Origin of the sequence: Rhodococcus sp. IEGM 1351 (assembly GCF_030056875.1) — a bacterium.
GTDB lineage: Bacteria > Actinomycetota > Actinomycetes > Mycobacteriales > Mycobacteriaceae > Rhodococcus_F > Rhodococcus_F opacus.
In genome coordinates, this window is the sequence record NZ_JASHKU010000015.1 from 126,395 (window position 1) to 147,464 (window position 21,070).

General features: G+C 65.7%; 20 protein-coding genes. 7 read left to right on the top strand and 13 right to left on the bottom strand.

Going from position 1 to position 21,070, the window contains the following annotated elements; translation table 11 throughout:
• Positions 1-64: 64 nt before the first annotated feature.
• Complete coding sequence (locus QM806_RS25265; RefSeq protein ID WP_283293181.1) at positions 65-964, bottom strand: helix-turn-helix transcriptional regulator; 900 nt, start codon at positions 962-964, stop codon at positions 65-67.
• A gap of 101 nt (positions 965-1,065) precedes the next feature.
• Here QM806_RS25265 and QM806_RS25270 point away from each other — a divergent pair, with 101 nt between their 5' ends.
• The 4 genes from QM806_RS25270 to QM806_RS41770 all read left to right on the top strand — a co-directional run bounded on the left by QM806_RS25270 (position 1,066) and on the right by QM806_RS41770 (position 4,834).
• On the top strand, positions 1,066-2,115 hold the full coding sequence (locus QM806_RS25270; protein WP_120661058.1) for an alcohol dehydrogenase catalytic domain-containing protein: 1,050 nt from the start codon (positions 1,066-1,068) through the stop codon (positions 2,113-2,115).
• Positions 2,112-3,542, top strand: coding sequence for an MFS transporter (locus QM806_RS25275; RefSeq protein WP_283293182.1), 1,431 nt, complete (start codon positions 2,112-2,114; stop codon positions 3,540-3,542). Before QM806_RS25270 ends, QM806_RS25275 begins: the two co-directional genes overlap by 4 nt.
• A gap of 83 nt (positions 3,543-3,625) precedes the next feature.
• On the top strand, positions 3,626-4,510 hold the full coding sequence (locus tag QM806_RS25280) for an aldo/keto reductase (RefSeq protein WP_283293183.1): 885 nt from the start codon (positions 3,626-3,628) through the stop codon (positions 4,508-4,510).
• Positions 4,511-4,711: 201 nt separating this feature from the next.
• A complete protein-coding gene (locus tag QM806_RS41770) occupies positions 4,712-4,834 on the top strand; it encodes a hypothetical protein (RefSeq protein WP_005569037.1) in 123 nt (40 codons plus the stop codon).
• 24 nt (positions 4,835-4,858) lie between these two features.
• On the opposite strand, the gene QM806_RS25290 is transcribed toward QM806_RS41770, so the two are convergent.
• The 5 genes from QM806_RS25290 to QM806_RS25310 form a co-directional block, all read right to left on the bottom strand.
• A complete protein-coding gene (locus QM806_RS25290; RefSeq protein WP_133984022.1) occupies positions 4,859-5,503 on the bottom strand; it encodes a TetR/AcrR family transcriptional regulator in 645 nt (214 codons plus the stop codon).
• The gene (locus tag QM806_RS25295; protein ID WP_054246926.1) at positions 5,500-6,975 is read right to left on the bottom strand and encodes an MFS transporter; all 1,476 of its coding nucleotides are present in this window, start codon (positions 6,973-6,975) and stop codon (positions 5,500-5,502) included. The genes QM806_RS25290 and QM806_RS25295 overlap by 4 nt, the downstream gene beginning before the upstream one ends.
• Before the next feature lie 100 nt (positions 6,976-7,075).
• On the bottom strand, positions 7,076-7,783 hold the full coding sequence (locus tag QM806_RS25300; protein ID WP_133986707.1) for a nitroreductase: 708 nt from the start codon (positions 7,781-7,783) through the stop codon (positions 7,076-7,078).
• Between the two features lie 195 nt (positions 7,784-7,978).
• The gene (locus QM806_RS25305; protein WP_005569030.1) at positions 7,979-8,530 is read right to left on the bottom strand and encodes an alpha/beta hydrolase family protein; all 552 of its coding nucleotides are present in this window, start codon (positions 8,528-8,530) and stop codon (positions 7,979-7,981) included.
• A gap of 107 nt (positions 8,531-8,637) precedes the next feature.
• Positions 8,638-9,435, bottom strand: coding sequence for a sulfite exporter TauE/SafE family protein (locus QM806_RS25310; protein WP_005569027.1), 798 nt, complete (start codon positions 9,433-9,435; stop codon positions 8,638-8,640).
• A gap of 91 nt (positions 9,436-9,526) precedes the next feature.
• On the opposite strand from QM806_RS25310, the gene QM806_RS25315 reads away from it, so the two are divergent.
• Complete coding sequence (locus QM806_RS25315; protein ID WP_043790935.1) at positions 9,527-10,309, top strand: AraC family transcriptional regulator; 783 nt, start codon at positions 9,527-9,529, stop codon at positions 10,307-10,309.
• A 47-nt stretch (positions 10,310-10,356) separates the two neighbouring features.
• Here QM806_RS25315 and QM806_RS25320 read toward each other — a convergent pair whose 3' ends face one another.
• On the bottom strand, positions 10,357-10,563 hold the full coding sequence (locus QM806_RS25320) for a hypothetical protein (protein WP_005261917.1): 207 nt from the start codon (positions 10,561-10,563) through the stop codon (positions 10,357-10,359).
• Complete coding sequence (locus tag QM806_RS25325) at positions 10,560-10,796, bottom strand: hypothetical protein (protein WP_005261916.1); 237 nt, start codon at positions 10,794-10,796, stop codon at positions 10,560-10,562. Before QM806_RS25325 ends, QM806_RS25320 begins: the two co-directional genes overlap by 4 nt.
• 303 nt (positions 10,797-11,099) lie before the next feature.
• Here QM806_RS25325 and QM806_RS25330 point away from each other — a divergent pair, with 303 nt between their 5' ends.
• Entirely contained in the window at positions 11,100-11,288 is a 189-nt protein-coding gene (locus tag QM806_RS25330; protein WP_005261915.1) for a ChaB family protein, read from the top strand.
• 118 nt (positions 11,289-11,406) lie between these two features.
• Positions 11,407-11,835, top strand: coding sequence for a nitroreductase family deazaflavin-dependent oxidoreductase (locus QM806_RS25335; protein ID WP_005569020.1), 429 nt, complete (start codon positions 11,407-11,409; stop codon positions 11,833-11,835).
• 37 nt (positions 11,836-11,872) lie between these two features.
• Here the strand turns inward: QM806_RS25335 and QM806_RS25340 are convergent, their stop codons facing one another.
• From QM806_RS25340 to QM806_RS25360, 5 genes are all read right to left on the bottom strand, one after another.
• Positions 11,873-12,697 (bottom strand): TetR/AcrR family transcriptional regulator, encoded by an 825-nt coding sequence (locus tag QM806_RS25340; RefSeq protein WP_043790933.1) that lies wholly within the window; start codon positions 12,695-12,697, stop codon positions 11,873-11,875.
• On the bottom strand, positions 12,694-14,277 hold the full coding sequence (locus tag QM806_RS25345) for an FAD-dependent monooxygenase (protein WP_167119567.1): 1,584 nt from the start codon (positions 14,275-14,277) through the stop codon (positions 12,694-12,696). The genes QM806_RS25340 and QM806_RS25345 overlap by 4 nt, the downstream gene beginning before the upstream one ends.
• A 171-nt stretch (positions 14,278-14,448) precedes the next feature.
• Positions 14,449-16,146 carry a (2,3-dihydroxybenzoyl)adenylate synthase gene (locus tag QM806_RS25350; protein WP_133984016.1) on the bottom strand — a complete coding sequence of 566 codons (1,698 nt, stop codon included), beginning with the start codon at positions 16,144-16,146 and terminating at the stop codon, positions 14,449-14,451.
• Positions 16,147-16,189: 43 nt separating this feature from the next.
• A complete protein-coding gene (locus QM806_RS25355) occupies positions 16,190-18,514 on the bottom strand; it encodes a hydantoinase B/oxoprolinase family protein (protein ID WP_283293184.1) in 2,325 nt (774 codons plus the stop codon).
• 11 nt (positions 18,515-18,525) lie between these two features.
• Positions 18,526-20,628, bottom strand: coding sequence for a hydantoinase/oxoprolinase family protein (locus QM806_RS25360; RefSeq protein ID WP_269592698.1), 2,103 nt, complete (start codon positions 20,626-20,628; stop codon positions 18,526-18,528).
• Between the last annotated feature and the right edge of the window lie 442 nt (positions 20,629-21,070).

A 21,070-nucleotide genomic window follows, 5' to 3' on the forward strand; every position in this document is an offset into this window, starting at 1 on the left:
TGATCCTGTGTGCCCCTGCCGTTGTCGCAAGGATGGCGGCATTCCGATCCGCTGTGCACAGGGATCACTGTGGTCTGCTGGGAGCGGTGTCTTCGGTGCCGAGTTGTTCCTGGCTGGCGGCCCAGGATGCGAGGAGTTTGAGGGCATCGGCGGTCGGTGTGCCGGCGGCTGCGGTGTAGATGTTCAGTTGTAGGCCGGGTTCGGAGGGAAGTTCGAGTGCTTCGAAGTCGAGGTCGAGTTGTCCGACGGCGGGGTGGCGCAGGCGTTTTCGCCCGCTGCGGTGGAAGCGGACGTCTTGTGACGCCCAGCGCTGGCGGAAGAGTTCGCTTTGGGTGGACAGTTCCCCGACCAGTGCGATGAGTGCTTTGTCGTGGGGGTTGCGGCCTGCTTCGAGTCGGAGCATGGCGGCGGCGTCCCTGGCAATGGTGTCGTAGTCGACGAAGAATTCTTCGGCCGCCTGGGGGTGGAGGTAGACGAAGCGGGTGGTGTTGGCGGGGCGGCGAGGGTCGGCGAGCACGGGGGAGTAGAGGGCGCGGGCGAGGTCGTTCATGGCGAGGATGTCGTGGCGGCCGTTGCGGATCCAGGCCGGCGCGTCGGTGATGGCGTCGAGTACTTGCTGGATGGCGGGGCGAACGGTCACCGCCGGGGTGCGGGGGCGGCGGGTGGTGCTTGCTTGCGATTGGCGGGCGAGGGCGAAGAGGTGGTCGCGTTCGGCGTCGTCGAGTTGCAGGGCGACGACCAGGGCGTCGAGGACGCTGTCGGAGGCGCCGGCGAGGTTGCCGCGTTCCATGCGGACGTAGTAGTCGACCGAGACACCGGCGAGCATGGCGACCTCTTCGCGGCGCAGGCCTTTGACACGGCGGTTGCCGCCGTACACGGGTAGTCCGCTCTGCTCCGGGGTGATGCGTGCGCGCCGGGTGCCGAGGAACTCGCGGATTTCGGTGCGCAGGTCGATCGAACTCATGAGTCCACGGTAGGCAGTGGCCGCCGGATGTGGGAGGTACTGGCAGTACCCGGAACGTCCGTGACTTCCCGGGCTGCCGGAATGGGGGTCAACTGGATGGCATGAAAGCGACGTACATGTTCGGCGCGGGCGATGTCCGCGTCATCGATGTTCCTGATCACACCATCCAGTCCTCGACCGACGCTCTGGTACGGATCGTGCGGGCCTGCGTATGTGGCAGCGACCTGCATCCCTATCACTCCATGGACGTCGATCCCGACGGCAGATCGATGGGCCACGAGTTCATCGGTGTCGTCGAAGCGATCGGTTCGGATGTGAGGACGTTGCGGGTCGGTGACTTCGTCATCGCACCGTTCGCGGTGTCGTGTGGCACGTGCGTGTTCTGCGCCGCGGGTCTGCAAACCTCGTGTGTGCGCGGCGGGTTCTGGAATGACACCTCGTTGGGCACGGCGGGTGGTCAGGCCGAGGCGGTCCGGGTGCCGCTGGCCGACGGCACGCTCGTGAAGGTGCCGGTGGGCGAGGATGCCGACGATGCGCTGCTCGACTCCTTGCTGACGTTGTCGGATGTGTACGGCACCGGCTGGCATGCTGCGGTCCGCGGCGGTGTCGGCGAGGGCAGTGTCGTGACGGTGATCGGTGACGGGGCGGTGGGATTGTTGGCGGTGCTGTCGGCCCGCCGGCTCGGTGCCGAGCAGATCGTGTTGATGGGGCGGCACCAGGTGCGCACCGATCTCGGCCGTGAGTTCGGTGCGACCGATGTGGTTGCCGAGCGCGGCGAGGAAGGGATCGCGAAGGTTCGTGAGCTGACCGGCGGACTGGGCAGCGCGGTCGTCCTCGAGGCGGTCGGTCACCGGCCCGCTTACGATCAGGCCGTTGGCGTCGTCCGCGCGAGCGGAGTGATCAGTCGCGTGGGTGTGCCCCAGTACGAGGACGCGCCCGTCGGGTTCGGGAGCCTGTTCGGGCCGAACATCACCCTGACCGGTGGTCCGGCGCCGGTGCGCGCCTACATCGAGCAGCTGCTTCCGGCAGTCCTGGACGGCACCGTCCAGCCGGGGAAGGTATTCGACCGGACCGTCGGCCTCGGTCAGACGCCGGAGGGCTACGCCGCGATGGATTCCCGCGACGCGCTCAAGGTCGCGGTCCGGCCGTGACCACAGCTGTTTCCGGTCGCGCCACGGCCACCCCGGCCGCGGTACTGGGAATCATCCTGGCGAGCTATTTCATGGTGCTGCTGGACAACTCGGTGATTTTCACCGGGTTGCCGAGAATCCGATCCGGGCTCGAACTGTCACCGGCGGCGCTGTCGTGGGTTCAGGACGCTTACACTCTGGTCTTCGGTGGCCTGCTCCTGTTGGCCTCCCGCGCGGGGGACATCGTGGGGCGGCGCCGACTGTTCAGGATCGGTCTCGCGATTTTCGGTACCGCGTCCTTGCTCATCGGGCTGGCGCCGGCGGGATGGTGGATGATCGCCGCCCGCGCGGTGCAGGGAATCGGTGCTGCGATCGTCGCACCGACCTCGTTGGCGTTGATCACGACCTACTTCGACGGCGAGGCCCGCAACAAGGCCATTGCCTGGTACGCCGCAACGGCCGGAATCGGCGCCAGCCTCGGCCTTCTGGTCGGAGGTGCGCTCACCGAGTGGATATCCTGGCGAGCGGCGTTCCTGGTCAACGTCCCGATCGCGGTAGCCTTGATCGCCTGGTCCCGCACAGTGCTCGTGGAAACCCCACGTCGAACCGGACGGTTCGACGTAATCGGTGCTGTCGGTGCGACACTCGGCATGGGTGCCGTGATCTTCGGGATCATCGAATCCGCCGAGACCGGTTGGGGATCGGCACGGGTACAGATCGCTCTGGCACTCGGGGCCGTCCTGTTGATTGGGTTGGTCGTTCACGAGGGCCGGGTGCAGCAGCCGATCCTGCCGCTGCGGTTGTTCCGCAGTCGCGAACGCAGCGGCGCCTATACCGCTCGGCTGCTGTACCTCGGGGCGATGATCGGGTTCTTCTACTTCACCACCCAACTGCTCCAGGACGGGTTCGGCTTCTCCCCACTGCAAGCTGGACTCGGCTTCCTGCCGATGACCCTCGTCAACTTCGTCGTCGCGCTCATGGTTCCCCGGCTGAGCGCCCGGCTGTCGAACGAGACTCTCCTCGCTACCGGGACGGCGCTGACTCTGGCCGGCATGGCATGGCTGAGTCGCATCGACACACTCGATACGTATCTCGTGGACGTTGCACTCCCGATGATCCTGGTGGGCGCCGGGCAAGGCTTGGCGTTCGGGCCGCTGACGAACGCAGGAATCGCCGGTGTCGATTCGGCGGACGCCGGCGCGGCATCCGGACTGGTCAACACAGCGCACCAACTCGGAATGGCACTCGGGTTGGGCGTCCTCGTCGCACTCTCGGCAAACACAGGCAGCAACCTCGACGGACCGGCGGCGGTGACCGACCACGTCGGCACCGCGCTCACCGGCGGCACCGTACTGCTCGTCGTCGCGCTGGTCGTCGTCCTCACGGTGATCGTGCCCGCCGCACGGCACCGCGGTTCGGGTTCGGCTCTGCACCGACCCGCCGCATGAAATCCGCTGGTCGAACCAGGTACTGCCGGTACCTGGTTCGACAGGCACTCCCAGCGCGCGCTGACCGAACCTAAGGTTGAAACATGACCATCCCCCAATTGACCTTGAACAACGAAATCACGATGCCGGCAGTGGGTTTCGGTGTGTACCAGACGCCGCCCGATGACACCGTTGCAGCGGTCGAGGCGGCCTTGGAGGCCGGATACCGGCACATCGACACCGCCGCTGCTTATCAGAACGAACGCGAGGTGGGCGAAGCCATACGTCGTTCGGGCATCGATCGCTCGGACATCTTCGTCGAGACCAAGATCTGGATCACCGACTACGGCTACGACGCGACGCTGCACGCCTTCGACAAGAGCGCGCGCAAACTCGGAATCGATCAGATCGACCTGCTGATTCTGCACCAGGCACTGCCCGGCGAGTTCACCCTCACCGTCGAGGCCTACACAGCGCTCGAGACGCTGCTCGGGAACGGTCGCGTCCGCGCCATCGGTGTCAGCAACTTCATGTCCGACCACCTCACGCGACTGCGGGACGAAACATCGGTGGTGCCGGCGGTCAACCAAATCGAGGTACACCCGTACTTCCGTCAATCCGAAGTGCTCACCGCCAACGCCGAACACGGGATCCTGTCCCAGGCATGGTCCCCGATCGGTGGGATCACCTTCTACCGCGGCGGCTCCCACGACTCCACACTCGACGATCCCACCATCGGGAACATCGCAGCGGCGCACGGCAAGACACCGGCGCAGACGATGCTGAGATGGCACCTGCAGCAGGGCCGCCAGGTGATCCCGAAATCGGTCACCCCGTCGCGTATCACCGAAAACTTCGACGTCTTCGACTTCGAGCTCACCGCCGATCAACTCGCCGCGATCGATGCTCTCGACACGGGTGTGCGCGGCGGCCCGGAACCTGAGGACATCACCCGTGAGACATTCGGCCTCGAAATCCCCGAAGCCTGAGGAGTACGGAGAGCGACCCCGGTCAGCGAATGGTAGTGGCGAAAGTGCGTTTTGCGCCCGCCGCCCGCACCGCGTGGCATTCGCACGCCCACGGTCAGACCCTGCACATCACCGAAGGAACTGCCTGGTACAGTCCCACGGCGGACAGAAGGTCGAAGCACACGCCGGTCAAACCCTCTACTGCCCACCGAACGAACAACATTGGCACGGAGCAAGCACCGACTCGTTCATGAACACCTCGCCATGCTCGACAACGCCGACGACCCGGCCACCACCACGACCTGGCTCGAGCACGTCACCGACGACGAACACCTGACGGGGTAGTGTTCCCTCGCCACCCGCCGCACCTTATCGAGGCCACAGATTTTCCATGATGTGTGCGACGTCCTGTGCGTTCATCGGTGCCGCATCGAGTCTTTCCGCGCCGGGCCGCAATCCCGCGATCATGACCGCGAGGATTCTGCGCCAGCCGGTGTCGGTGACGCCGCGTGTCGTCGCGACGACGCCGCGGAGGGACCAGAAGATCAGGTCCAGGTCGGCGTCGGTGGCGTCCTCGCGGATGCGGCCGTGCTGCTTGGCTTGCGTCAGCAACTCGAACAGGATGCGTCGATATTCATTCCTCAGAACTGTGGTCTGATCGTCGTTCCACATGCGAGACAGGCATCCGCGGTTCGACGCCAGGATGGCTCCGCTGCCGTAGAGCACCTGCTCCAGCCCCGCGCCCTCCGGCGCGGACGCGGCATCACGGGCCAGGGCGAGGAAGTCTTCGAGCACCTGGCGAACCAGTTCACTGATCAGCGCATCTTTGGTGGGGAACCGGCGGTAGAGGGTGCCGATGCCGACGCCGGCGACCCGGGCGATCTCGTCGACGCCCACATCCAGGCCGCGCGCACTGAACACGGTCGCTGCCGCATCGAGTAGTCGTTGCCGATTCTCCGCGGCGTCGCGGCGCAGCGACTTTTCGCTTCCCTGAACGCTCACATCGGACGTCATTCGGATTCGCCGCCCACCAGCGTGCCTCCCGCAACCATCGCGAGTTCCGGGTGTCGCAGCTCGGGCGACCCTTCGAGGTTCGTGGTCTTGTCCCGCTTCACTGCCGGGATGAACAGGGCCGCAACGGCGCCGAGGCCAACTGCCACGCCCAGCATGACGAAGCCGTTGGTGTAGCCGGATTCCTGCGGAACCCCCGCGGAGGACGCCCCGGCGGTGACGACGCTGGCCATGCACGCAGCGCCCAGCGAGCCCCCGATCGTGCGGATGTTGGCGTTCATACCGCTCGCGACACCGGTTTGTTCGGGTGGCACCGCGGCGACGACAACGTTCGACATCGCCGAGAAGGCCAGGCCGAAACCGATCCCGACCAATGACGTGGCGAGGTAGATGTCCATCTCGGTGTCATGCAGAAGAGCCACCACGAAGTAACCGATCGCACTCACGATCGACCCTGCGATCAGCAGGTTTTTCGAACCCAGTCGAGCTGCCAGGCGGCCTGAGGCGAGTCCGAGCAGGAACATTCCCACGCTCACGGGCAGCAGCATCAGACCCGACTCGGTGACCGACGAACCAAAGCCGTATCCGGCCGACGCGGGCGTCTGCAGAAATTGCGGCAGGAAGCCGAACGCGGCGTACATGCCGACCCCCATCAGCAGCGCCAACAGGTTGGCGGCCCAGACGCTGCGGATTCGCATCATCTTCATGTCGATCAGCGGGTTGGCGGATCGCGATTCAACCACTACCCACGTCACCAAGATGGCCGCGGCGGTCACCAGCAGTCCGATGACGATCGGAGAGCCCCAGCCCCAGGTCGGTGCCTGACTGACACCGAGCAACAACGCGACCAGCCACCCGGACAGCAACAGTGCGGTGAGCCAGTTGATCCTCCCGGCAGTTCGAACGGGAGACTCGGGGACCAGGATCTGCGCGGCCAACCCCGCCAGCACGACCATGGTCAGCGGAATCCAGAAGAGCCAGTGGTAACTCAGCACGGTCACGATGGGACCGGCAAGGACGATTCCGAGACCTGCGCCGACAGCGGTGAGCGCGGCGATGACGCCAACCGCTCCCACCACCTTCTCCTGCGGGAACTCGTCGCGGATGATCCCGAACGCCAAGGGCAGCACACCGCCGCCGATTCCCTGGATCACCCGCGCGGCGATCATCACCGGCAGCGACGTGGCGAGGGCTGCGAGCAGCGACCCCGCCGCCAGGGCGACGAGTGCAACGACGAACAGTCGCTTCTTGCCGTGCATGTCACCGAGGCGTCCCATGACCGGGGTGAAGATCGATGCCGACAGCAGGTAGGCAGTTAGCACCCACGTGACGTCGGCCTGTGTCGTGCCCAGCGCAGACTCGAGGGTGGGCAACACCGGCATCAACAGTGACTGCAGCAGGGCAAAGGCACCGACACCAATAGTGAGAACCGCAAATGTCAGCTGATAGTGCGTCCGCAGCGAAGCGGTTTTCATGAATACTCCCAACAAAGCGGAGCGTTCACTCCGCATGCGGAGAATCTATCATTCGAAGCGGAGGGTCAGCGCGACATCGCCTCCGTTGTTGCCGCGATGCTTATTCGCGGACCCGCGTCACGACTTCGTTCAGCGGTGCCCGCGCAGTGCGGTAGTTGTTGGCCGGGTGGTCGGTGTCGGCGAAGCCGAACGAGATGCCGACCAGGATCTTTCGATCCGCCGGGATGTCGAAGTGCTCGCGGATGAGGGGGGAATGGCTGGCGAGCGCGGCCTGGGGGATTGCTCCGAGCCCGAGGCTCCGTGCCGCGAGTAGGAACGTGCCCACGTACAGGCCGGTGTCGACAGCCCCGTATGTCCCGTGCACCGCGTCTGTGGTGATGATCGCGACGTGCGGCGCGCCGAAGAAGCGAAAGTTCTCGAATGCCTGGCGGGCGGACGCTTCGCGGTCGCCGCGCTCCACGCCGACGGCCTGATACAGCTGCCAACCGCTGGCGCGTCGCCGCTCACGGTAGACGCCGCGGTACTCGGCTGGGGCATCGAAGTCGAACTTGGGCTGGTTGTTTCGTGCGCTGTTCGTCATTGCCTCGCGGAAGCGTTCCGTGGCCTCCCCGCTGGTCACGATGACCTGCCATGGCTGCGTATTGCACCACGATGCCGATCGTTGCGCGATGGTGAGTAGGCGATCGATCGTTTCTTCGGGAACCGGACGGTCCTGGTAGGCGCGGCAACTCCATCGGGTGGCCAGAAGATGCTCCAGGACGGTGGCCTCGTCCGTCGGGGCGGTGGTGATATCGGCTGACGCGGTCATGTTCGCAAAATAGCACATAATGTATAAAATTGATTCGACTCGATGCCGGGTTCTCGGTCATCGAGAAGTCACGGGTGGGACGGGCCGCGACGTGGTAGAGGAATCATTGAGGCAACTCGGAAGCTGGAGTGGCGATGCCGAGACCTCCCGGGCCACTGGGGATTCCAGAGGCCCGGGAGGACCGCATCGGGCTGGTCAGTTCCCTTCGCAGTGAGCCCCCAGGTTCTCCCGGAAAAACGGGGTAGCTTCCGCCACGGCGTGGTCGACGTACTTCGGCACGTCGTAGAAGTCCATGTGGGCGCCCCCCTCGACGACCACCAGCTTCTTTGGGCTGCGGACCCGGCCGTGCAGTTCGGTGGACATCCACAGTGAACCGGCTTCGCTGCCCGCGACGATCAGCAGCGGTGCGGTGAACAGGTCCTCGACCAGATGGAACGCGTCGAACGTGAAGATCCGCGAGATACTCTTGGCGAACAGCTGCTTGTTCTTCGCGTTCGGGTGCTGCGCCCGCGGCGTGAGGTAGTAGTCGTGCGCCTCGACCAGGTCGCGCGGGGTGTTTTCGTCCGGCTGCTCCGGAACGTACGGGATGTACGCAGGGTCCGCCCCTTGGGCCTCGGCGGTCCTTCGAGTGGCGAAACCTCGCGATGGGTGCTGCGCGCTTCCCGGACCATCATGGATCCCTCCTCGGCGCAGAATCCTATCCGGCGGGGTCGAGCGGGACGGCCGTTTCGGCGGCGGTGGGGCCAACGCTGTCGGTCCCCTATACCGAGACGCGAGTCCCAGTCACGCAAGCGGGTACCGCCATGACTATGCGCGTGGCCTTGAACATGCTGAATGGTACGACGTTCTTGCGGTTACCGAAGCGTAGCAAGCGCAGTGGTCATGGTGACCGCGACGAGGAGCAGTATGTAACTGATTGCGTGCACACGGTCGGGCAGACGGGGTGGGCGCCGCCTGAGCGTGACGATCACCGGGAGTGTGCCGAGGAGGAGCGCCAGGGCCGCGGCCAGGTCGACGGAGCCGACCAGGGCGGCCCCGGCAGGCGATCCGGGACCGTGGCCGATGAGAAAGATCAGGGCCGCCGGCAGGCTGATGGCGAGGGTCAGTGGGTTTGCGAGTGCGGTGGCGACACCCATCCCCAGTCCGGAGCGGCGCAGGAGAGGCACCGTCATGACACTGCCGCCGACGCCGAGAAATGCTGCGCTCGCGCCGATCGGTAACCCGAGCGAGGTCGGTATGGCGAACCGTCGCCGAGAGTCGGTGTTGTGCTGCGCCGTCGGTCGGAAGAAGCCCGGTCGTACCAGGACATCAACGATCGTCCCGACGAGATAGGTGACGAATCCCCACTGGATGATTGCGCCGGGTACGAGCCGGGCAAGCAACGCACCTACCACGCCTCCGAGACCGAGAAGTGCAAGCAGGCGACGAGAGTCACGCAAGTGACGCAGCACCGCGCCGGAGGTTGCGGACGTGGCGACGGCGGCATTCACCACCATCACCGCTGCGGATGTTGCGACTGCGACCCGGGCGGCCGAGTCGCCGAGCCCTGCTTCTGCCCACAGGACGACCGGGACGGTCACGAACCCGCCGCCGAAACCGAACAGGACGGTGGTCAACCCGGTCACGAGGCCGATGAGAACGAGAACGAACATATCCACTCGGTCCAGTTCACCGTATCGGTGTAGCGGCGACAATCGAATATCAGTCGATTTCTTTCGAGAATCAGCCGGTAGGTTGGGTGTCGTGAGAAATGTCCCGCTCGGCGACGTCGACCGTATCGAGCGGGACGTGCTCCCGATCGCGACCGACTATCCGGCCGGCGTCGTGCTGGACTGGCACGAACACCGTCGTGCGCAATTCCTGTACGGAGCTACAGGAACAATGGTTGTCGAGACAGACAACGGCACCTGGACGGTCCCCACCGCGCAGGGTGTCATGATTCCTCCCGCCACAGGGCATCGGGTGCGGATGCTCGGCGTGAGTACAAGCAGTCTCTACATCGAACCAGCTGCGGTGCCGTGGTGGCCCACGGTGTGCGTCGTGGTCGAAGTGTCATCGCTGCTCCGCGAATTGCTGCTCGTCGCCGCCGATCTACCCGCCGAGTACGACCGCGACGGTCGGGAGGGTGCCATCGCGGCACTGCTGCTGTTCGAGCTGGCAACTCTCAGGTCGCTGCCCCTGCACCTGACGCTGCCCACGTCGGCCGACCTGGTCGCGTTGTGCCGTTCCTATCTCGGCAAGCCGGAGGTCGGCGTGACGAATGCCGAGTGGGCAGGCCGAGTGGCGATGAGCGAACGCGCCTTCACCCGGCGATTCCTAGGCGAGGTGGGGATCAGTCCGGCGGCTTGGCGCCTACGGGCCCGGTTGCTGGCCGCCATCCCGATGCTGCGCTCGCAGGCGGTGACTCGGGTCGCCTCGACCCTCGGTTACGCATCTCCGGCAGCTTTCTCCTTCGCCTTCAGCCGCGAGTTCGGAATGCCGCCGTCCGTGTCGGGTCGCCGCGAAGACGGTTCCGCGAACCGCTGAGTGGCGGGGCCCCGGCGGAGAAAGCAGCCGACCGGCGACGATGGTTGTCACATACTGTCGAAGATGCGTTGTTCCGGTACGCCGGCGTTCTGTGCTGCGGTAACGGCGTCGAGGAGGTCGTCGGTGAGCTGCTCGAAGGTGGCCGATCGGACCCGTTCGGGTGGTCGGTCGCTCGGGTGGGTGGTCAGAAAGCTGTCCAGCATGGCGCAGGTGTCGCGTACGTGTTCGAGCGCCCGGCGCTGGTCGTTGTTCATCGACGGTCCGGGGTTGGCGTCTCGTGCGGCGCCCTGGGCGAGCGAGCGTGGTCGACCGCCCTCAGCAGGTCGTGCGTGAGTCGCTTGTAGGTGGTGAGCCATCGGTGGTCGACGGGTTCGTCGCGCAGATACGCCGTCAGGGCGGTGGTGTTGTCGCCGGTATCCAACCATCGGCGTAGGTCGGTGGTGCGATCCTGGACGTGCTGTAACAAAGTGTGTGGCGAAACGGGCATCGAGTCTCCTCCGGTGTGGACTTCCCTTCGGCGAGAATGAATTTGGCGTTGCTGTGTGTTTTCCGAGGTCATTGTTACCCATACCGGTGCCCCGTGCCAGGTGTTCGCCGGTCTACACCCTTGGCAGGTCACTGCGGAGACCCACCTGAATGCCTGTGATCGCCGGTGCGGGGTTCCGTGCGTAGGTCGTGCCTGCGCCCGGCTGCCGACATCGGAAAACCCGGTCAACCCGGTACCGCCGCGGGGGTCCCGGGCGGACAATCGAGGGGTACATCACGGCCATGACCGAGAAGGAGTGGAGCGGTGAACCGAACCGAGCTGCCACAGACACTGCGGCGATCGTCGAAGGAGGTGCAGGCGGCCTTCGCGACGGCCCATGAGATGGCCGTTCGGCGGTACGGCGAGGGCGAGGAGGCCCAGCGAGCGGCGTACGGGGAGCTCAAACAGAGTTACGAGCTCGTCACCGATCACTGGGTGCCCAAGCAGGACTGATTCTGTCGGTGCCGCACTGGTCGCCATCGCGGTCAGCAAAGGAATGAGTGCGACACGAGTCGACAACGTCGACCGGAAATGCCGCCTGTTCCCGCGCCGGGCTAGGACAATTCCCAGGATGAGCACTCCCGACGACTGGAACGCGAACATCATTGCCGAATTCCGGGCACACCAGGGCCGAGTGGGTGGCCCATTCGAGGGCGCCCCGGTGGTGCTGGTTCACCACCGGGGCCGTAAGACTGGGCGCGATCGCGTGAGCCCGATGATGTATCTACCCGATGAGCAAGGTCCGGACACTATCTACGTCTTCGCTTCCAAGGCCGGTGCCCCGACCAATCCCGACTGGTACTACAACCTCGTCACCGCAGGCAAGGCAGAGGTCGAACGGGGCACCGAGCAGTTCCCGGTGACTGTCGTCGAGGTGACCGGTGACGAACGGGATCGGATCTTCGCCGAGCAGGCGCGCCGGTATCCCGGCTTTGCGGAGTACGCGGAGAAGACCGCGGGCATCCGGACGATCCCTGTGCTGGCGCTGCGCCGCGGGTGACCTCCATCAGATCGGGGCACGTTGCTGTCGAGCGTGGTCAGTCGGGGCGTGATTCGTCGAGCAGTCGTTCGAGGTAGTTCAGGTCCTGGCGGAGCATGGCGATCGCTCGCGCCGGACCTTCCGGGGTCGCCGACTGCGGGTCCTGGTGGACCAGCGAGCGTACTGCCATGTCCGCAAGTTGCGTAGCGATGACTCGGTCGTCGACTGCGTTTCCCGGCTGATGCCACCAGGCGATCCAGTTGAGCATGCCGATGACGGCCAAGGCCGCGGTTCGCGGGTCGACCGGTCGCATCTCGCCGGTGCGGATACCGTCTTCGACGACCTGGATGAATTCCTTCAGCACGTGTCGACGGCTCTGCTCGTAGTTGCGCGAGATGTCTTCGGGTAGTTCGGCTTCCGAACGGACGATCAACTGGAATCGATCTGGGGCCTGCGCCTGATGCAGTGCGATGGCGGTGGCCATCTCGCGGAGCTTTTCCGTCGGACCCAGATCGGTGCGCTCGTTGATGGTATGCAGCAATGCGGCCGGTGTCTCAGTGCTCTCGCTGACCAGGCGGGAGAGGAGCTCGTCCTTGTTGGCCACGTAGTGATAGAGCGCCGGCCGTGTCAGGCCGGTTGCGTCGGCGATGTCCTGCAGTGTGGTGCTCGCGAATCCTCGTTCGGCAAACAGTCGAGTGGCTTGCTCGATGATCTGCTTTTCCACCAGCTCACGGCGAGGGTTGCTGCGGATGCCCGCGCTTTCGGTCGCAGCCTGATCGGTGGAACGGGATTTGCCCCGGCCTCGGGGTCGGCGCTCGTTCGCGGCCTCCTCGCTTGTCATGTCCGAAGGATAACCGGCGCCGGTCACCGGTCGCGTACTCATGTCGAGACCCGCAACCCGGAAAGCGCCGGATCAGCGTCCGACGTCGCCGGATCACGGAAGAACGCGAGGTGCATCCGTACGCTGGCCAAACCTGCTGCGACATCTGCGCGGCAGGAAGTGGGGGCCTCGACGACGACGACTGCGTCCGTGTGGTGACCGAGACGTTCGGCGAAATCGAGCCTGCTGAGCAGCGATGAGCGGGTGGATGGGCCGGTGAGCCAGAGAGTTCGCGCGGTTGGTGCAGTCTCGACGAGTGCGGTGGCCTCCGGGCCCCACGCGGAGTCGAAGTCGATGTCGAGCACTGTGGTGGTGGTGGCATCGCGCAGGTCCGCCGGTGCGATCCGATGCTCGAATCGGCAGTCACCGTGGTCGAGGGGTTGCCCGATTGTCCAGTCCGTGATGTCCGTGTCGGGGATCGCGTCGGCAGGCACGTCCGCGTAGCTCGCCAGGCCCTTCCGCACGAGCGTGGGCGCGGTGTCGTGGAATCGGTTGAGGCTGACCTTTCCGGCGCGGGTCATGTAGGCGATGAGCAGCTGTTCGACCGGAAGTGCCATCCTCTGGGGGAAGGACTCCCACCAGAGTTCGCTGCGGTGCGCGATGCGCTGGAGGTATTCGACGGCGGGGCGGCGAGCCCGTTCGTAGTCCGCGAGCGCGTCGTCGATGTTCGGGGAGGCGGTGAGGGCGTGGTCGAGTGCGATGGCGTCTTCCATGGCGAGCTTGGTGCCTGAGCCGATGGAGTAGTGCGCGGTGTGGGCGGCGTCGCCGAGGAGTACGACGTTGCCGCTGTGCCAGTGCTCGCACGAAATGGTGCGAAAGCGCGTCCACCGGGTGCGGTTTCCGATCAGCCGGTGGTGTTGGAGGGTGTCGGCGAACGCGTCCTGCAGGTACTCGAGGGCGAACCCGTCGCTGTCGGTGGGGGCGGTCCGGTCGGTGGAGACATCGAATCCTGCCCGCCGCCATGTTTCCTCGTCGGTTTCGATGAGGAAGGTGCTGCGGTCCGCGGCGTACGGGTAGGCGTGCGCGACGAAGGTGCCGTGCTCGGTGGTGACCGGAACGAAGATGGCGCTGGGGAGCGCGAAGTCGGTTCCACACCACAGGTAGAGGCCGGCGCCGGTGTCAATGCGGGGCCCGAAGGTATCGGACATCTGCGTGCGGGTTGCGCTGTTGATGCCGTCGGCGGCGATGATCAGGTCCGCATCGAGCTCTGGTGCTTCACGCCGTTCGCCGAAATGTATATGCACCCCGGCGTTCTGGGCTTGTTGCTGGAGGACCGCGAGCAAGGTGGTGCGTGCGATAGCGAGGAGATCACCGTGTGCCAGCCGGGCGATCTGATCGCCGACCTGCATCGACATTTCGTGGGCGTGCGCGGCCGCCACAATGGCTTCGAGCGATGCCGGGTCGGCTTCCCGCAGGTTCCGCTGGGTGCGAGACGCCAGGCCGACGCCGAAACCGAATGTCTGATCCGGGGGGCTCTGTTCGTAGACGGTCACCTCGGCATTCGGATGGCTGCGTTTGATCAGCCTTGCGGCATAGAGGCCGCCCGGTCCACCGCCCAGTACTGCTACTCGCTCGAGATTCATGACGAACTCCACTCTCTGTGACGTATTTGTCAATTATTCTACGTATACGTCGAAAGGTCAACTTGGTTGTCTCCGTGAGGGGACAGGGAATCGGCCGCCGCGTTCACGGACTTCGGGGCATGCCCGGTCAGGCATGCCCCGAAGGTGTTGAGGTGCGGTGGAACTACCGATCTATGCACCCACGCGACGTGAGTCGGCCTCGTCGGCCACCTTCGCTGCGATCTCGGCGCGCAGTCGCTTCTTGTCGATCTTGTTCACGTTCGTGTGTGGCAAGGTCGTCACCCACTCGAGCCGTTCGGGCCACTTGAATTTGGCGACCCCGAGCTGCGCCAAGTGCTCCTGAATGTCGTGTAGCGGCAAAGCTTCTCCGTCAATCGACACCAGATATGCGCAGGTCTTCTCTCCCAGCCTGGGGTCGGGCATGGCGACCACCGCCGCGTGTGCGATATCGGGATGCTCGAGCAGAAGCAGTTCGACTTCTTCGGCGTTGATCTTCTCACCACCCCGGTTGATGAGATCCTTGATCCGACCCTCGATCGACAGATAACGTGCACCGTCGATCACCGTGATCGCGCCGAGGTCCCCGGTGCGGTAGAAACCGTCGGAGGTGAAGGCGTCCCGGTTGTGGTCCGGGGCGTCGAAATAACCGGGGAGCGTGTAGGGGCCTCGGCAGCACAGTTCTCCGACCGCCCCGTCGCCGAGTTCGTTCTCAGTGCCGGGTTCGAGGATGCGTATCTCGTCGTCGGACGAGATAGCCGTACCCACTGTTGTCAGTCGGGCTTCTGCGGGGGCGTCGAGTGGGGTCACCGTGAACAAGCCCTCGGCCATGCCGAACAACTGCCCGGCCCAGCGTCCGGTTCCGTCGTCGACGCGCTCGAACAGCTCGTGCGGAACCTTGGCGCCGGAGAGGATGACGCGTTCGAGCCAGGCTCCAGCCTGGTCGAAGTCCGGACTCAGCACGGCCTGGTAGTGGCCGTGCCCGATGAGGACCTCGGTTGCTTTCGTCCGCGCCATGAGCTGGAAGGCGGTCGGAGCATCAGCGGTGGCCAGGACCAGGCAGGCGCCGACCGAGTGCGCGGCGTGGAGCCCGCACGAGATGCCGGCGTTGTGGATGATCGGGATCAGATGTGCGACCCGGCTGTTCTCGTCCCATCCGAGTCGCTGTGCATACAGCAGCGCGTTGTTCCAGTATTCGGCGTGGATGCGTGGGATGACCTTGGGAACTCCGGTGGTGCCACCGGAGAGCTGGAACGCAACCACGTCGCAGGCGTCGGTGTGTGTTGCGACCTGCTCGACGATGCCGTGCGCTGTGTGGGGATCGATCTCGAGACCGAGATCTTCAAGGCGAGTCACGTCGTCCCGGTCGCTGGTCTCCGCATCGCCGACGGTGATGATGTGCCGCATGGTGGGATGGCCGTCGGCGTGTTCGCGGGCGAACTCGACGAGATCGAAGGTGGGCAGATTCGCCTCGACGAGGTGCGCGACGGCGCCGACCTTGCGACTGATGTGTCCGATCTCGTGCATGCGGTGCGCGGCCAGCGTCGCCACCGGGACCAGCCCGGCCTTGATGCAGCCGTACCACGCGAGGACTGTCTCCAGACGGTTGGTGAGCTGGAAGATGACGGGATCGAGTCGCTGGAGGCCGAGCCGGATCAGCCCGGCCGCGATCTGGTCCGTGCGACGATCGAGTTCTGCGAAGCTCATCTGCCCTTCGGCGGTGATCACGGCCGGTCGGTCCGGGAACCGGGTGGCGACCTGGTGTAGCCGCCGCCCGGTGGGATCGGTGCTCCACTCACCGCTGTCGCGGTAGCGGCGGGCGCGATCCTCGGGGAACGGAACGAGGCGCCCACCCCAGTCCGAGAATGTCACCTTTGTCCTCCTCTTCTGGTACAGATCGCAATTGTCCGGCACATCACCGCTCCGCCACCGCGGGCAGAAGCCGCGCCAGGTCGAGGGCGTGGTCGGGGTGATCAGCCGGCACGATGCCCGAGTAGATGGCGGTCCAGCAGCCGGGGCAGCACAGCTGCCGGAAAACCACCGGGGTGTCGACATACTCGGCGGGGTCGGAGGTCACCTGTGGGCCGGCGGTCGACGACGGGCCCTCGAACCGGGCGAGATCGAGCGTGGTGTTGTTCTTGTCGTCGCCGAGGAGACGTCCACACTGGGCGCAGGCGATCGCGCGGGTGTCTCCGACCGTGACCTCCGCCAGGTTGTCGTCGAGCCTGCGAGCTCCGGCCAGGTCGAGCACGGGCGCATCGGACCGAGTGGTCCCGGAGCGGTCTCGGCGCTCAGACCGCATCTCGTCCCGCCGATCCGAAGTCCGGATATCATCGGCGTCTCCGTCGGAGAGGATGACGCCGTAGACGGTCTCGGCACCGTGTTCGGTGACCTTGCCTTCGCGGAAGTCGGCTGCCACGGCGGCCGGGTCGCGCAGCAGCGGATCGCCGTAGCCGCCGCCGCCCTGCCAGTGCATGTACAGAACCTCACCGGGTGCCACGTAGCTCTCCGCGTAGCAGGCGCCCAACTCGCGGCCACCGCCGAGATCGTCCAGCGCGTCGGGGATACGGCCGGCTGCGAACTGTTCGACGATGTCGGTGCCGCGGGCGAGGACCTCGACGCCGGTGTTGCCCGGGTATCCGCCCGCGAGACCGTTGTTCTGGGCGACGGCCTTGCCCGCCGACGCCAGCACCAGGCCCATCGGCAGGCTGGTGCCGTATGGGGTGATGGCGATGGAGGCACTGACACCGCCGCGCTGGCGTCCGGGTCCGCCGGAGTCGGGTTCCTCGCGGCGCCACAGGGTGAGCAGAGGGTAGAGGAATTCGGTCATCTCGGTGTCCGGGATGCGGCCCATCGGGATGCAGAAGAGGCCACCGGTGTCCATGCCATCGGCGGTGGGGCGTGCCCCGTAGCCGCCGGCCATCGGCTCCATCATGATGTTGAGGAACGGCACCGACTGTTCGGGTCGCTCGTCGAGTCCGGCGATCACCGCGGTATCCCACGTGCCGCAGCACGCGGCCTGCACGCTCTTGCCGAGATCGACCGACCGGTCGAGCATCTGCGACAGGCATTCGGCGATCAGGGTGCCAGTGAGCCACGCCGGTCCGATCGGGCCACGGCTCACCGCCGCCGGGAACGTCGCGTTGTTGATGGTGCCCTCCTCGGCGACCAGATCGAAGCAGCGCATCAATCCGCCTGCGGACCAGGGGATGTCGCCGGCGAGGATCGGCAGGATCGCGAGCATCACACCGCCTCGCATGCCGGCGTACGTGCAGTTGATGACGCCGGTCTGCGGGTCGGTGCCGGTGAAGTCGAAGGTGAGGTGATCGGCGGTCTTGGTCATGGCCACGGTGATCTTGTGGATTCCGCGGTCGCCGACTTGCGACTGGTCCTGGTAGCCGGTGGCCTTCCAGGTGCCGTCCGGCAGTGATGCGAGCTTGCCGCGCAGGCGCCCTTCGGCGTCGGCCATCATCCGCTTCATCACGGCCTTGACGGTGTCGGCACCGTACTGCTCGATCACCGCGAGCAGTCGGTTGCGGCCCACGGTGTTGGCGCCGATCTTCGCGCGCAGATCGAGTCCGACGAGCATCGGCACGCGCGAGCGCCGCACCCAGGCGTCGGCGACGTCGCGCTGGAGTTCGTAGTCGCGGACGACCTTGATCGGTGGGGTGGGCAGGGACTCGGAGAACACGTCCTGGGCGGAGGGGTCGAACGAGCCGAGCCCGGATCCGCCCAGGTCGGGTTCGTGACAGATGGCGCTGGTCCACCCGAACAGCTCGCCCTCGTGGAAGATTGGCTGGTAGACCATCACGTCGCTCTGGTGCAGTCCACCGCCGACCCAGGGGTCGTTGCACAGGAACATGTCGCCCTCGGTGATACCCGGGTTGGTCGAGCGGTGCTGGAGGGTCCAGTAGATGGCGAGGTCGACGGCACCGACGAGCATGGTGTTGTACAGGCCGACCTGCACTTCCTGGCCGATTTCGTCACTGATGGCGAAGTCGAAGTCGTTGGCGTCGGTGACGATGGGGGAACCGGACATCCGCTTGAGTGCCTCACCCATCTCGTCGGTGACCGACCACAGCCGGTGCCGGATGACCTCGTAGGTCAACGGGTCGAGGTCGTCGATCTGCTCTTGGGTGACGGTATGGACTTCCAGTGCCGGGGGAAGTGATCGCGAGAGGGCGTCGGGGTCGATCGGTCGGCTCGAGAAGACTTCGGAGCCGGGAATCTGTGCGGTCATGAGTGGTGCTCCTACTGGGCGACGATGGTGAGATTGCCGAGGCGGTCGACGGTGCCGGTGGTGCCGTGGGGGACGACGACGGTGGTCGTGGGGACCTCGACGATGGCCGGGCCGGGCAGGACGTGTCCGGCGAGTAGCTTGCTGTAGTCGTAGACGTCGGTGTCGACGTAGCCGAGCTTGCCGTCGAGGCAGACCTTGCGGGTGCTGATCCTCGCGGCGGAGGCATCAGCGGAGTCCGCGGACTTCAGTTCCGGCAGGGTGGGGGAGAACGGCAGGATGCCGGTGGCGCGCACCCGGTAGGTGATCGCTTGGATGCCGGCCTCCCGGAATCCGCTGTCCTCTCCATAGAGTTCGGCGTACCGCTGCTCGAACAGATCCGACGCCCGCGCGATCTCCTCTGCGTCGAGGTTTCCGGCCGGAATCGGGGTGGCGACCTCGGCGAGCTGCATGCTGTAGCGCATGTCGATCTCACGCTCGATCTCGACGCGCGTGAAGGTCAAACCCTGCCGGTTCAGTTGTTCGAGCACCTGGTTCTCCAACTGGGTGAAGTTTCGATCGGCGCGGGTGGGATCGAGGGGCATGGCCGCCGGGTCGGACAATTCGGCGGCGAGGACGATGTTGGACGAGGCGAGACCGTATGCCGAGAACGCGGAGGCGACCTGGCCGAGCGGGACGATGACCTCACGGACGCCGACCTCGGCGGCGTAGGCCGCGCAGTGGGCGGGGCCGGACCCGCCGAAGGCGTAGAGGACGAAGTCACGCGGGTCATGTCCGGCCTCGACGACGGTCTTGCGCAACAGGTCGCCGGTCTGGGCGTTCTGGACTGCGTAGATGGCTGCGGCAGCGTCCTCGATCGACAGTCCGAGGGGTTCGGCGATTCGGGCGCGGATCGCCTCCCGCGCGAGGTTCTTGTCGAGCGGCTTGCGGCCGCCGAGCAGGCCCCGTTCGGGCAGGATCCCGAGCACCAGGTTGGCGTCGGCGTTGGTGGGTTCGGTGCCGCCCTGGCCGTAGCAGGCGGGCCCGGGGACGGCCTGGGCGCTGTGGGGGCCGATTTGCAGGTTGCCGCCGGCGTCGATCCAGGCGATGGCGCCGCCCCCGGATCCGATGGCGTGTACCTCGAGGGTGGGCACGTTGATCGGATGGTGGTTGATGATCGTGCTGGAGGAGCGGACGGGATCGCCGTCGACGACGAGGCCGACGAGGAAGGTGGTGCCGCCGACGTCGGTCGCGATGATATTGCGATGGCCGAGTTGCCCGCCGAGGGATACCGCCCCGACCACGCCACCGGTCAGCACCGATCCGACGGTGCTGATCGCGTTCTTCGGTGCCTCCGCGGCGGCGACCGCTCCGCCGTTGCTTTGCATCACCAGCAGCGGTCCGGCGAGGTTTCGCTCGCGCAGCTTCGATTCCAGTTCGCCGAGGTAGTCCCGGAGCCCGGGGCCGATCTGGGTGCTCATGATGGTGGTCGCGTTGCGGGCGAACTCGCGGATCCGGGGGCTCACCTCGCTCGACAGGGAGACGAACATCGTCGGGTCGATCTCGTGGACGAGTTCGCGAATGCGCTGTTCGTGCGCGGGATTGCGGAACGACCACAACAGTGAGACCGCGATCCCCGACACTCCCTCGGCGAGGAGCACACGGATGGACTCTCGGGCAGACTCCTCGTCGAGGGCGACGACGACATTGCCGTCACGGTCGAGTCGTTCGGTCACCTCGAGGGCGTGCTTCTTCGGGATGAGACCGTGAGATTTGCTCTGCCCCATGACATTTTGCAGCTGCTCCGGTGAGCTTCCCAGATACCGGCCCTCCACGTTCATGATGTAGATCGAGTCGCGGTGCCCCTTTGTGGTGAGGAAGCCGACTGGGGGCACGTTGCCCATGACGAGGGCATTGAGTGACGAGGTGGTGCCGTGCGCGATGTGGTGCGTGTCGGCCAGCATCTCCTCGACGGGGCGTCCCAGTTGTTCGGCGAGTGCCTCGAGAACATCGATGACGCCGCGGGAGTAGTCGGGCGGGGTCGAGGGAGCCTTGGCGGCGAGAACAGTGCCGGCACTGTCGTCCAATACCGCGTCTGTGAACGTGCCACCGACGTCCACTCCGATTACATATGCCATTGCCGCTGTGCTCCTTCGTCCTGGGGGAATGCGACGGGGGGTGAGGTCATCCTCGAACACTCCTTACGTCAATGTCGAGTATTCGACGTGTCTGGTGACATGTCAAGTGTCGAATGTGAGTAGCGACACGAAAGTGAGTGGACTGACCAGTCGGTTCAGGTGTGCGGTGGGGCGATCTTCGGGCGGAGTGCAGACCGGTTGCGGGTGTCCTGTGTCGTCGACGAAGACGGTGGCGTGCAACCGGAGGACCGGACCTCGTCGCGGAATGTGCGCGGACCAGGGGCCGCCGCCCACCCATCCCATGCGAATGCCCGCTCATGTGGTCATCGGATCATCCTTCCTCGCGCGCGTTCATGCTGGCGGCCGACGGTGTGTGCACGTTGTTCTGGCATCGAGATCGCGTCCGCCGTCCGGCGGGGCTTGACGAATCATCATTAGCGTC

Coding starts and splice junctions, on each gene's coding strand:
- QM806_RS25265 (WP_283293181.1), bottom strand. CDS start 964: ATGAGTTCGATCGACCTGCGCACCGAAATCCGCGAGTTCCTCGGCACC.
- QM806_RS25270 (WP_120661058.1), top strand. CDS start 1,066: ATGAAAGCGACGTACATGTTCGGCGCGGGCGATGTCCGCGTCATCGAT.
- QM806_RS25280 (WP_283293183.1), top strand. CDS start 3,626: ATGACCATCCCCCAATTGACCTTGAACAACGAAATCACGATGCCGGCA.
- QM806_RS25290 (WP_133984022.1), bottom strand. CDS start 5,503: ATGACGTCCGATGTGAGCGTTCAGGGAAGCGAAAAGTCGCTGCGCCGC.
- QM806_RS25295 (WP_054246926.1), bottom strand. CDS start 6,975: ATGAAAACCGCTTCGCTGCGGACGCACTATCAGCTGACATTTGCGGTT.
- QM806_RS25300 (WP_133986707.1), bottom strand. CDS start 7,783: ATGACCGCGTCAGCCGATATCACCACCGCCCCGACGGACGAGGCCACC.
- QM806_RS25310 (WP_005569027.1), bottom strand. CDS start 9,435: ATGTTCGTTCTCGTTCTCATCGGCCTCGTGACCGGGTTGACCACCGTC.
- QM806_RS25320 (WP_005261917.1), bottom strand. CDS start 10,563: ATGAACAACGACCAGCGCCGGGCGCTCGAACACGTACGCGACACCTGC.
- QM806_RS25325 (WP_005261916.1), bottom strand. CDS start 10,796: ATGCCCGTTTCGCCACACACTTTGTTACAGCACGTCCAGGATCGCACC.
- QM806_RS25335 (WP_005569020.1), top strand. CDS start 11,407: ATGAGCACTCCCGACGACTGGAACGCGAACATCATTGCCGAATTCCGG.
- QM806_RS25340 (WP_043790933.1), bottom strand. CDS start 12,697: ATGAGTACGCGACCGGTGACCGGCGCCGGTTATCCTTCGGACATGACA.
- QM806_RS25345 (WP_167119567.1), bottom strand. CDS start 14,277: ATGAATCTCGAGCGAGTAGCAGTACTGGGCGGTGGACCGGGCGGCCTC.
- QM806_RS25355 (WP_283293184.1), bottom strand. CDS start 18,514: ATGACCGCACAGATTCCCGGCTCCGAAGTCTTCTCGAGCCGACCGATC.
- QM806_RS25360 (WP_269592698.1), bottom strand. CDS start 20,628: ATGGCATATGTAATCGGAGTGGACGTCGGTGGCACGTTCACAGACGCG.